The following is a 12,387-nucleotide window of genomic DNA, read 5'->3' on the forward strand; positions in this document are numbered from 1 at the left end:
GACTCAATGAATGCATTCCCAGTCGAAGACTGGGAACGAGGAAAAAGTCTGATTTATCAGAAGAATTCAGAACTCAGGAGTCAGAATTCAGCATGAATAATGTTTATTTCTCTTGGAACGTCCAGACTCCTTCATCCCAATCTGATTCTGTTAGAGGTGATTGTAACCAATGTTGACAACGCAACAGATGCAACATAGCAGCTTTGTCTTGGTTATCAGCTGCCAAAACTAGGGCAAATTCAGCTCTAGCACGATTAAAATCGCGTTTGAGATAATATTCTCGCCCTTTATGATAGTGCTCAATCACTTGCAATTTTTCGCTTTCAATTGGATTGGAACGCAAACCCAGTAATTCATATATAGCTACTGGCTCATTTCTGCCTTTGACACGAATGTAATCTAGTTCCCTAGCCCAAATATAATCTTCGCATGGTTTAAAAGTGTTATGGCTAATAATAATGTCGCAACCATACTGTTTACTGACACTTTCTAATCGAGAGCCAAGATTCACACCATCGCCAATAGCGGTAAATTCCATCCGCTTACTAGAGCCAATATTCCCACTAATTACGGTATCAGAGTTGATGCCAATACCGATTTTAATTCTGGGCTTATTATCTACATAGCGACGTTGATTAAATTCGTGCAGGCGAACCCGCATTTCTAAGGATGTTTGCACTGCCATCCAAGCGTGTTCTTCTAATGGTAGAGGAGAACCAAAGACAGCCATAATGGCGTCGCCGATGTATTTGTCAAGGGTGCCTTTATGTTTAAAGACTGCTTCTACCATTGATTCAAAATATTCATTGAGCATACTCACCACTTCTTCTGCTTCTAAGTTTTCTGTCAAAGTGGTGTAGCCACGAATATCGGAAAATAAGATTGAAACTTCTTTGCGATCGCCTCCTAGTTTAGCATCATCTAATTTCAGCAATTCTTCCGCTAATTCCTGGGTCATGTAGCGGTACATCGTACTCTTGAGCCGCTTTTCATCACTGATATCTTCCATCACCACCAGCGCCCCACGGACTTGCTCTTGGTCGCTAGCATCGGCAATTGTGTTAATCGATAAATTAATACTGTGCTGTTCTGTACCAGTAGTTAAGAGTGTGCGATCGGGATAGTATTGTTGGCGGCCTTTTAAGTCAACTGCATGTAAAGCATCTTGATACCACTTGCTAAAGTCACCTTCTTTGATGCCGATGACATCATTTACTAATTTACCTTCTAAACGTTCATCGACTCCTAGTCCTAGCAAACGTTGGGCGCTTTCATTGGCGGCGATAATTAACCCAGTTTTATCAGTGGAAACCACTCCATTAGAAAGACTACGCAGAATGTCCCGTTGCATTTGTTCTTGTTGCTTGACTGTGGCAAACAACTGGGCATTTTGCAGCGCTACTCCTGCTTGAATATTAAAAGCTTCCATGAACTCTTCATCGTTGCGGTCAAAGCTAGCTTGGAAACATTCGGGAGCTTTTGGCCAAGCGGCTGGATTATAAGGTGGAAAATCACCAGTTTTCTTTTTATTTACAAGTTGGGTAACACCAATCAGTTGTTGATCGGCATTAAACACTGGCATACAAAGTAAACTACAGGTGCGATAGCCATTTTGCTGGTCGAGTTGTTTGGCGGTATCCGAGTCAGGATCATCGTACAAATCAAAGGCAATATTTAGTTTCTTACCAGAAGCCGCTACTATACCAGCAAAGCCTTTACCTACGGGGACTCGCAACTCTTTTGTTGAACCATCATCCTGAGTGATTTTCGTCCACAATTCATGGCGATCGCGGTCTATTAACCATAGTGTACTGCGATCGGCATTCATCAATTCTTTGGCTTCATCCATCACCCGTTTTAGGGTGTCTTCTAAGTCGAGACTGCTTTGAGAAAGGGACTTAATCGCCTTCATTAGCGCCGCCACTGCTCTTTGTTTTTGGGTGGCGACATAAAAAGAGCGCGAGGATTCTAAAATTAGGCGAATCGAAGGGGCAAATTCTTGAAATAATTGTTCGTCAGCACAGCTAAAACCTTTGGTATCAATTCGCTCTGCAAGTGGAGCATCATGATTATGACCAGATTTTAATTTATTCAGTAATTGTACTACTGCAACTAATTGCCCATGTTCATTTAAGAGTGGCAAAGCCAGCATAGTGTAAGTGCGGTAGCCAGTTCTTTTTTCTTGTTCTTGGGCAAAATGCGATCGCGGATCACTATAAAAATCAAAGGGAATATTGATAACTTGCTTGAAAGTAGCAACTTCACCACCAATACCTTTATTAGCGGGGATGCGAATTTCTAAAGAGCGACCGCCCTCCCCTTCAGCTACAATTGACCAGAGTTCTTGTTTTTCTTCATCCAATAAAAATATCGTCGTCCGGTCTGCTCCCAGTAATTCCCCGGTTTTTAAGGTAATGGAATGCAACATTTCTTGCAGAATGGTTTCAAACCCCTGAGAATCCAGCATTGACAGGGTTTGATGGACAATCTGTAATTTTTGCTCAACATCCTGAACGACCTGTTTAAAAGTATCCTGAGTCAGGGGAGCAAGAAACGTAGAAAAAGTTCCTTGTCTTGTGGCAAGAGCACCCACAGGAGCAGAATTTGCTGTTAATTCGAGGTTTTCTTGGTTGTGAACACTAATAATCACATCAGTGGTCTCCCCACAACTTCCTTGATACGCTGACATAACTGGTTTTATATAGCAGGATGAGATTTTAGATTTAACAATGAGATTAAACTTATGTAATTGGTGTTAAAAGCAACAACTGCTGAACATTATCCATAGTTTAATCCCTTGTTCAGCCAGCGTCATCCTGTGAATCAAGGCCCAAGTTGATTACCAACAAGCATGGCTTAACTAAAATCCTTTCCCAGTGGCGGATACAGATAGATGAATAGAGGGTCAAACCCCTCATTTAAACCATAAACCAATGTCTTCCGCAGGTGAGAGATTGTTGATATTGCCTGGTAATCTGTCGTAGGGGCATACAAATGAGCATTGCTCTATCAGTAAAGCATGGTCTATTTACCTGGCAATAGCTGCAAAATTATAAGCAATTATACTGATATGAGCTTGAGCTTAACTGCGATCGCTTCTTTTCGCATATATGCTGCAAGGCGGAATTCGGAATTCGGAATTCGGAATTCGTAATTAATTGTTTGCAAGGGTTTCAGACATTTAAAATGGGTGGTTTATTTACGCCGTGCTGTACTAGTCATCTTGCCTGCCCTAATTATGAAACTTAATCAAGTTAAATGTGGAATATAGCAATCCTAAATGAGTTGTGAAAATGCGCTATGTCCAGATCCCCGACTTCTCGAAAAAGCCGGGGATCTAATTTTTCACGAATGATTTAGGATTGCTATAGCTCAATAGGCTTGGGTTAAGGGTTATTGGTGTAGGTAATTGGTCTTTGAAGACGCGATAAATCGCCGTCTCTACAAGTTTTTTCGTCTTATCTGAACTGTATTGTGCTATAGCTCATCAGCTATATTTCTGCTAGAAATTAAAATGGTGCGTTACGGTTAAAGACGTAACGCACCATACTTAGGATTTCCTAAAATTCATCTTGCGTATTAGTAAATACGCCCTTCTCGATTAAGTTGTTCTTCATGCTTGGCAATGACCCAAATTGCATGAATACTACCGGGAAGCCAACCTAGAACTGTGAGCAAGATGTTGATAAATAGGGTAGGCCCAACTCCAACTGTCAAGAAAACGCCTAAAGGAGGCACTAACAAACCTAGAAGAAAACGAACTAATTTCATGATTTTACAACTTTGTGATTTTGTTTAATTACATTCTTTTGAAGATACCGAATTAGGAAATCCACCTTCGGAGATTTTATGTAGGTTAGAAACGTAATTTAACTGGCGTCTCTACTGCCTATAATACTTATCTTGAAGGTAATTCACCTTGGCTTTTTACATTACCACTACTAGTTAAAAGGTTTCTTTCAACAAAGTAGTTGTTAATGAAGGTATTAGCGAAAGATAGAATTACTGGCCCAAGAAGGAAACCAATAAGTCCACTAACTGAGAACCCAGGAACTAAGACTGCTGCTAACCAAAAACACAAACCGTTAACAATGAGCGAAAATGCTCCAAATGATAGAAAATTAAGCGGTAGAGAGAGAGCAGACAGAACTGGCTTAACTGAACCGTTAATTAGACCAATTACTAAAGCGGCAATCAAAGCTGCGGGAAAATTAGCAATATTAACGCCTGGAACAACTAAATCAACAATCAACAGGCTCAAAGCTGTAGCTAGGGCGGTTAATAATGGTGTCAACATTTTTCTGACCTAATGACTAAATGGTTTTTTGTTTTTCACTTCTTATCTGATCTTTAACTATGTGCTAGGGTTTCACCTCTCTTGCAAGATAGAATTTACTTCTACCGTTAGGTCTATCATTGAGAAAACTATATATAGATAGCAATCCGATTTTATTTATCGAGCGTAAAACCTCGTCCCCTTGTGGGCGGGGCATTTGACTCCTGAATCACTCGTATACAAGACTTACGCAAAATACGTCGTAAGTAGCGGTAATTCATGAATTACCGCTACGGAATAATAGGCTTTTCAATTATTTTTGCGTAAGTTCTAGTATAAAAAATTTTATCAGCAAGGGCAGGGGGCATGGGGAGGAATTTACTAATGCCCCAAAGGACGAGGCGACTATCCCTCTCCACCCAACTTTGGGAGCGAAGATGATCATTCAATTCTTCCTCCCCTGCTTGCCAAAGCGATGGGATATTTTTTTTAGTTGGAAGCCCCTAATTAAGCCCTTTTACTTAACTTATTACGTTATGAGTTATTTAGTCTACTTTCTTGACCACAAAAATAATCAATTCTGTTTTGGTTGTAAAACATTAGTTTTCAATGCTTTTATCAAATACCCGAAAGTATCTAACTGCACATATTGGCTATGATCAATAATTTACCTAGCTAGCAATCTATAAACGCGTAAGTTATGACTATTAAAGGTTTCAAGGATAATGTTCTATTAAATAGATAAATAATTTAAAATTCGCCACATAAATTAGTGAGATGTATGTTATGGTTTCTATAGGAATCAAACAAGTTAAAAGCACAAAAAACTTCAAGACAAGTTTGAGGCAAGCTCAATAAAGTTTTTTTGCTCTGGTAAGTCCACTTCAATTAGCTACATCTTTTTTTGACGAAATCTAAAACTAGATTGAGTAGGATAGTAGCCTTTGTAACAACTTGAAGTCAATCGAAATTTATCTGGGTATGAGCCAATAAGAGTTGGCTAACCTAGCTAGAGCATTACCCACAAAAGGCAATTACTCTTGGAGTCTGGGAAGAAAGACTCTTAGTACAGCCTGACAAATCCATAGGAATACAGAGTATTTACTAACTTAATTCGCGGTTGAAAATGTTTACTCCCGCAATATTAAGTTGAAGTAGTTGCTGACTTTTGGAACGAAAACTCCAAGCAGAATGGTGTCGTTCCACAATTTTCAGGAATTTAACCATGCTGTTAAAAGTCATCAAGATATTGTCTAAGCCAAAGTGTTAGGGGTTGCCTGTGCAGGCATTATATTACTGCACCTGTAACTGCTACTTTTGGGTTGGAATATATCTTGTTAATCACGAAACAAGAAGCGTTATGGATGTTCTTGGCGACTTGACATCAGCAAAATCAGAAAAGTTGTAGCGACCATTTAAGAGTGGATTGCAATTTGGTTGGTTGTGTGGTTCAGGGAACAAATCTGCGTTCGTTTGAATTCCTGCTGCAACCACTCTTGAGGCTTGAGCAACCATTTGGGATTCTGTTACAACAGCTTGATAATGCTGAAGTCATAGTTTTAAAGGCTTCGTTATTAGGGAATAGAGATTTCTCTATCCCTTAAGCCATCGCTTCGTGGGTAAATATGTTCTGATTTTAAGTGTTTTTGGCAGGATGCGATGTTTAGCGACAAGTTGCTATGCATATACGCCAACAGGCTCTACTTCCCTAGGACGCCAAGGGTGAAGATTTCACATCAAGCTTACGACCCATCAACTAAATCATTGTAGGAAACACAACCATGACTGAGCAAAAGATTAGACAAATAGCTTTCTATGGTAAAGGCGGTATTGGTAAATCTACCACTTCTCAAAACACCCTAGCAGCAATGGCTGAAATGGGTCAACGCATTCTGATTGTCGGTTGCGATCCTAAAGCTGACTCTACTCGTTTGATGCTACACAGTAAAGCTCAAACAAGTGTTCTGCAATTAGCTGCTGAACGTGGCGCTGTAGAAGATATTGAACTCGAAGAAGTAATGCTGACCGGTTTCCGCGATGTACGTTGTGTGGAGTCTGGTGGCCCTGAACCTGGTGTGGGTTGCGCTGGTCGTGGTATTATCACCGCTATCAACTTCTTAGAAGAAAACGGTGCTTACAAAGATGTTGATTTTGTAAGTTACGACGTTTTGGGTGACGTTGTGTGCGGTGGTTTTGCTATGCCTATCCGTGAAGGTAAGGCACAAGAAATCTACATCGTTACCTCTGGTGAAATGATGGCGATGTATGCAGCTAACAACATTGCTCGTGGTGTTCTCAAATATGCTCACACTGGCGGTGTGCGTTTGGGTGGTCTGATTTGTAACAGCCGTAACGTTGACCGGGAAATCGATTTAATCGAAACCTTGGCAAAACGTTTGAATACCCAAATGATTCACTACGTACCTCGTGACAATATTGTACAACACGCTGAATTGCGCCGGATGACTGTTAACGAGTACGCTCCTGACAGCAATCAAAGTAACGAATATCGGACATTGGCTACTAAGATTATCGACAACAAAAACCTCACTGTCCCCACCCCAATTGAGATGGAAGAGTTAGAAGAGTTGTTGATTGAATTCGGTATCTTGGAAAGCGACGAAAATACCGCAATGCTTGTTGGTAAGTCTGCTACTGAAGCACCTGTTTAAAGTATTGCTAAGTAAATAATGGTTTAGGGTGGACAGCAGTCCACCCTTTCATGTTTGCATTTCTTTGTTTGAAAGGAATATACCGCGATCGCTCGGTTAAGGCAAGAGACGCGATAAATCGCCGTCTCTACAAAGGACTGATTCTTGTAAAGATGGCGATTTATCGAGTCTTTGCGATTAGCAGCGTGTCATCAAAAAACCTTATCCGAACCTTATTGACTTTGACCTCTCTCCAAACCTCTCTCCTAAAAGGAGAGAAGCTTTGAGGCTTACTCCTTAATAGGGATTTTGATTAATTGCAATTCTTTTCTAGATAAACCTTCTTCAATAAAGTTTTTGTTTCAATCCCTAATAGGGATCATTCTTTGGGAGCATGTCAACTTTGTTAGAACAAATGAACTAAACAGTTTTTAAAGCTGGTCATTAAGATAAGCGCAACGATGCTTGAGAACTTGAGTCCAAATTCCTGGATGTCCATTTCCGTTTGGGGGTTGGCATCGGTCATACTTGTTCCAGAGCGAACTCACGCCCTTGATTGTATTACTACTTGTGAGCCAGTGTATGATTTTAGGCAGGGAGAAATTCGGTTGGGGAAGATACCAAGATACCAAGAGCGATCGTCCTAAATCTGGGAACCTTGCTAAATTCATTCCCCCTGGAGCTTAGTTTACGAGGGATGTGGAAAGAAAGTTGAGGGTCATGCCACCGCTCTCGCTTTGGGCGTAGCTAGAGTGCAAAATTAGTTACCTCAAATTATTAGTGTCGGTGATGGGTTTTTATGTTTGAACAACAAAGGGAAGATTTACAGCTTCATGTTAAACAGTTAGCGACAGAAGCTTTACAAAAATCAGATCCCTCGGCATGGTTTGAAGTTTTATATTCCAAAGCCAAAGAGGACACAGCACAAATTCCTTGGGCTAAGTTAACTTCTCATCCTTATCTACAAGATTGGTTGACGAATCATGAACCGTTCGCCTCTGGGCAACAAGCGTTAGTCATTGGTTGTGGCTTGGGAGACGATGCACAAGCTTTAACTAGTCTGGGGTTTGAAGTAACCGCCTTTGATATTTCACCGACAGCGATCACTTGGTGTCAAGAGCGATTTCCCGATTCTACCGTTAACTATGTAGTTACAGATTTATTAGCAATTCCCCCACAATGGCATCAAGCCTTTAACTTTGTTTTTGAATGTCGTAATATTCAGTCTCTGCCCTTAAATGTGCGTTCTTGCGTTATTTCTTCAGTTGCCTTTGTCGTTGCTCCTGGTGGCACAATGCTTGCTGATTACTCGTGTTCGAGACACAGAAGCTGAACCGGATGGCCCACCTTGGCCATTATCTAACTCAGAATTAGCACAGTTTAAAGATTTAGGGTTATACCAAGTAGAGCAACTTGTGTTTTTAGAGTCTGGGCAAATTGACGTTAAACAAGTTCGGATTGAATATAGAAGACATAACTCTCTGAGCAAATAGTAATTAATGCCTGACTTCTGCTGCTGTTATTCAGAGATCAAGCAATTTGCAACTTCTTTTTGAACCCAAGTCATATATAGCTATGAACTATGAAATTATTCAAATACCCAATTAAGCTTGCTTCCTCTTGCTTTGCCACCTGTGTTATCGCTTCTACGGCTGCGGTAATTGCTCAACCCAAATCTCCACAAACCAATTCAGTAATAAAATTAACACCGACTCAACTAAAAGTTTTACGTTCACTGGCTGCTGACTGCTTGCCTGTTTTCAACTTATCAAGAATATTTTCACGTATTGCTGAATAATCTAGTCTGACTTACTGCACAAGAGAGACAGTCTCTTATGTCGGAACTCTTTAAAAGATTGGGGACACGACCCGCTTAAATAGACAAAGTTACGTATGCCGTCTAAATATTCAAGCGACCTGTAGTAAACAATTGATATCCCCCAACAAAACAAGCCAATAAACTTGTAGGGGTGAGGACAGCGCGGCTACTAAAAAATGAGAACTATTCCTATACCCAGCGCCACCCAATTTAGATATCGTTGCTTTTAGGGACTTCCAGATGATGCCCCTCGAGCTGTAGTACTTTTCGCGGGTGGCGACGGGATTGAAGCTGGGATGGTGCAAGCCGGGATTCGTCCGGTCATTGCGGTGGAGTTTGACCCCACAAAACCAGACTTGAGCAGGGCGATCGCCAAAACCCATCACCGCAACTTTAGCGAGTACGGCTGTAGAATAATCCAGCTAACAGTCCAAGAAATAGCACGGTTAGGATTTCTAGGTTTTCCGCGATACCCCGACTATCTCCATGCCTCCCCGGTGTGTGCCAACTTCAGTCAAGCTCACACTGCAAAAGCGGGAAAAGGCATTGAAACGGCTGACGATTTGAGTGCTGCGATCGCAGTAGCAGAAGCCATCCGACAGTTGCAGCCACGGGTGTTTACGCTCGAAAATGTTCCACGCTATCAGAACAGTCAGAGTTTCAGTATCATTCTGGATGCTTTGGAGCAAGAGGGGTACTCGGTTACTTACAGCGTGGTCAACATGGATAAATTCGGACTACCCCAGGCGCGTCGGCGGGTAGTTCTGATTGCAAGTAGGGGGTTTCGGGTTGCCCTACCTTCGGGAGCTACACCTTGTGGTTGGTACGAGGCGATCGCGCATCTCATCCCCACGATGTCTGATTCACATCTGCTATCTAAACAGCAACAAGCTTTGGAGAAATTTTTAGCCTGGAATGCGCCGACACCACTGCTAATAGAAAGAGTGGGGGGACGCAAGTTACCCAAGTACAAGGCAGGGTCGCACCCCGCTAATACTATTCTGCGATCCCACTTCACCGACCACAAAGGCTTCAACCGTAGTAAGTTCGCTGATATCTGGTTGCCGGATGGTACGGTCAAATCTTTGTCTATTGAGGGGGCTGCCATTTTACAAGGTTTTCCGTCTTGGTATGAGTTCCCGCCTGAGACTGCTACGGCGGGATCAATCATCGGCTACTCTGTACCACCCAGTTTCGCAACACAACTATTTATATCTGCACAGAGTAAATTATTCGGAGTGAGTGTATGACTAATCTTGTCCAAAACTTAGAACAGTGCTGGTACATTTCTCCACCGTGGGGTCAACGAATTCCGCCGTTACTGGTCAGTTTGTTAGAGCGAGTGTACGTAAAGTCTGCCAAAGCTTTTGGTTATTGCACTGGTGTGGAGTGGTCAGAACATGGCTGAAAATATGAAATCTTCGCTTGTAATACCAATATTACTGTTTTGGGAAGTGAACTTATTGGTACAGCTAACTTACAACCGAACACCAAGGAAAAACCTGTGTTTCGACTCGGTGAGTTAGTCGAGTTTCGGTTTCATGGCAATGGGTCACCAATCCGCATAGTCCAGGGCATTCAACTGATTAATGATTCTTGGTTCTACAGCATCGAGTGGATGTCTCCCAGCATATCGGAAAAAGGTGATGAGGTTTTTACCTCCAGAGATTCTATTGCACGGGTGACTGACTATGACTTGGAGCGGGTGCGATTATGACAGTGTACACCTCATATTATCGTGGCGAAATCCAAGGCGAGGCCATCTCAATCTCACTGTATCCTCCCAGAAATTGGAAAGGGTTGAGCAGTTGAGTTTGATCCACAACAGTTCAAGCTTAGTCTTGCATACTAACTAGCTTGGCATAATAACCATTCTGGCCAATTAGTTCGTTATGGCTGCCAGCTTCCACGATACGCCCTTGCTCAAGTATGTATATCCTATCTACATAACGTGTTGCCAACAAACGATGAGAAACTAATACTGTAGTAAGTCCATTCCTGATTGCTCGCAATTGCGATAGAACTAAAGCCTCAGTTTTAGTATCTAATGCAGAAAAACAATCGTCTAACAGCAAGATGGGGGTCTGGCGAATTAGCCCACGGGCTAGACTGGTTCTTTGCTTCTGTCCACCCGATAAAGTTACCCCACGCTCGCCAATTAATGTGGATAAGCCTGCACTGAATTTGTCGATCGTTGCCTCAAGCTGTGCGGCTCGCGCAGCCTGCCAGATTAACTCTAGTGGTCGCTCTGGATTATCGAATGAGATATTCTCCGAAATTGGTGCAGCGAACAAGAAAGTATCCTGGGGGACAAATGACAGATTCTGGCGGAGATGACTTAGCGGGATGTCTCGTAGGTCTTGCCCATCCACTTTGATTTGTCCGCTATTAGACTGCAATTGCCTGGCCAGCAGCCGCAGCAAGGTGGATTTGCCAGATCCTACGCGACCAATGATGGCAATCATTTCGCCAGGGCTAATACTCAAGGATATCTCTTCTAGAACCAGACGCGATCGCACTCCTGCACCGACCGGGTAACTATATGACAGATCGTAAACTGCGATTTCGCCATTGATAGGCTGGGCTGATGAACCTGCTGGAGCATCTTGAATCTCAGGTTTTTCATCCACAATCTCAAATACTCTGGTTGCAGCTGTACTGGCATTCAGCAAAGCATACACTACAAAACTGCTCTCCTTGATTACCCCAAGAATCATAGCCAGATAAAAGATGAAAGCTGTCAGCGTGCCGACGCTCATTTGCCCAGCCAATACTTGGCTTCCACCCACGCCAACAACGATTAAGGTCATCAAACCACTACCCAGCACAGTGGAGGCAGTGAAAATAGCGTTCAAATTGATCAATTTTTGATGAGCTAGCGCATAACGATGTGATACTCCTGTAAAGTGTTTAATCTCTCGCTCTTCCTGGGCATGGGACTGGATGGTACGGATACCCTTGAGGTTTTGCTGCACCGTTTCTGTCAACGCACCAAAACCCACTTGCACCCCTGCCGATGCCAGCAAAATACGCCCAGCCAAATACCAGCCATTAGCGGCTATCACTAGCAGTAACGGAATGAGCAACAATGTCAATTGAACCGACTGTTGCACCATAAAAATCGGTGCAATTAACGCCACACCAATTAGGCTTACTAATCGATGCACCGCAGAACGAAAAAAGCGACGGATAGACTCCATGTCATTGGTCGCTCGTGCAATCAAGTCACCCAACTGGTAATTTGCATAAAAGCCGCGACCAAGGGTTTGTAAGTGCGCGTAGAATTCTTGCCGTAAGTCATAAGATATGTAAATTGAAATTAGTGCATTTTTGCGGCGACCAAAGTGCAGGATCGCAAAGCGTACAGCCGTCAAACCAAGTATTGCAAGAATCGGCAATAAGATATTCTCGTCTTGTTTTGAAATCAGATCAATGCCGACTTTTAGATAGATGGGAATGGCAGCTTCAACAACATGAACAGCCAGCAGAGCTAATACTGCTATCACCCACTGAAAACGGTAAGGCTTAAAGTAGTGAAAAAGTCGCTGCAATGAAGTTAAAGTACGTAAGTCCGCTTTCAATCTTTCTTGATCGATTAACATCGGTTTAATCTTGCTATATAACCCAAGTTGCGGGTAATA

Annotated in this window: 9 protein-coding genes and 2 pseudogenes; 6 read left to right on the forward strand and 5 right to left on the reverse strand. The window is 42.4% G+C overall.

Translation table 11 applies throughout. The features are described from left to right. Nucleotides 1-103: 103 nt before the first annotated feature. The 3 genes from A4S05_RS35310 to A4S05_RS35320 all read right to left on the reverse strand — a co-directional run bounded on the left by A4S05_RS35310 (nucleotide 104) and on the right by A4S05_RS35320 (nucleotide 4,297). Entirely contained in the window at nucleotides 104-2,689 is a 2,586-nt protein-coding gene (locus tag A4S05_RS35310) for a GAF domain-containing protein (protein ID WP_069074420.1), read from the reverse strand. A gap of 890 nt (nucleotides 2,690-3,579) precedes the next feature. Then, nucleotides 3,580-3,771, reverse strand: a complete 192-nt coding sequence (locus A4S05_RS35315; protein ID WP_069074421.1) for a YqaE/Pmp3 family membrane protein — start codon at nucleotides 3,769-3,771, stop codon at nucleotides 3,580-3,582. Between the two features lie 127 nt (nucleotides 3,772-3,898). Continuing rightward, the gene (locus A4S05_RS35320) at nucleotides 3,899-4,297 is read right to left on the reverse strand and encodes a phage holin family protein (RefSeq protein ID WP_069074422.1); all 399 of its coding nucleotides are present in this window, start codon (nucleotides 4,295-4,297) and stop codon (nucleotides 3,899-3,901) included. Nucleotides 4,298-6,057: 1,760 nt separating this feature from the next. Between A4S05_RS35320 and nifH the strand changes: the two genes are divergently transcribed. After that, nucleotides 6,058-6,948, forward strand: coding sequence for a nitrogenase iron protein (nifH, locus tag A4S05_RS35325; RefSeq protein ID WP_069074423.1), 891 nt, complete (start codon nucleotides 6,058-6,060; stop codon nucleotides 6,946-6,948). Between the two features lie 410 nt (nucleotides 6,949-7,358). Here the strand turns inward: nifH and A4S05_RS40975 are convergent, their stop codons facing one another. Then, a complete protein-coding gene (locus tag A4S05_RS40975; RefSeq protein WP_141699896.1) occupies nucleotides 7,359-7,598 on the reverse strand; it encodes a hypothetical protein in 240 nt (79 codons plus the stop codon). A 128-nt stretch (nucleotides 7,599-7,726) separates the two neighbouring features. On the opposite strand from A4S05_RS40975, the gene A4S05_RS35330 reads away from it, so the two are divergent. From A4S05_RS35330 to A4S05_RS35345, 5 genes and pseudogenes are all read left to right on the forward strand, one after another. Beyond that, nucleotides 7,727-8,260 (forward strand): class I SAM-dependent methyltransferase, encoded by a 534-nt coding sequence (locus tag A4S05_RS35330; protein WP_370684513.1) that lies wholly within the window; start codon nucleotides 7,727-7,729, stop codon nucleotides 8,258-8,260. Further along, nucleotides 8,226-8,420, forward strand: a complete 195-nt coding sequence (locus tag A4S05_RS44420) for a hypothetical protein (protein WP_370684514.1) — start codon at nucleotides 8,226-8,228, stop codon at nucleotides 8,418-8,420. Before A4S05_RS35330 ends, A4S05_RS44420 begins: the two co-directional genes overlap by 35 nt. 89 nt (nucleotides 8,421-8,509) lie before the next feature. After that, a complete protein-coding gene (locus A4S05_RS35335) occupies nucleotides 8,510-8,725 on the forward strand; it encodes a hypothetical protein (protein ID WP_069074424.1) in 216 nt (71 codons plus the stop codon). Between the two features lie 296 nt (nucleotides 8,726-9,021). Beyond that, nucleotides 9,022-9,996 (forward strand): annotated as a pseudogene (locus A4S05_RS35340) (DNA cytosine methyltransferase); the annotation flags it as partial. Beyond that, a pseudogene (locus A4S05_RS35345) lies at nucleotides 9,993-10,463 on the forward strand (DUF1392 family protein). The pseudogenes A4S05_RS35340 and A4S05_RS35345, both read left to right, overlap by 4 nt. 118 nt (nucleotides 10,464-10,581) lie before the next feature. Here the strand turns inward: A4S05_RS35345 and A4S05_RS35350 are convergent. Beyond that, on the reverse strand, nucleotides 10,582-12,387 hold a 1,806-nt coding region (locus A4S05_RS35350; RefSeq protein WP_218108007.1), incomplete at its 5' end, for an ABC transporter ATP-binding protein.

Origin of the sequence: Nostoc sp. KVJ20, from assembly GCF_001712795.1 — a bacterium.
In the GTDB taxonomy this organism is placed as follows: Bacteria; Cyanobacteriota; Cyanobacteriia; order Cyanobacteriales; family Nostocaceae; genus Nostoc.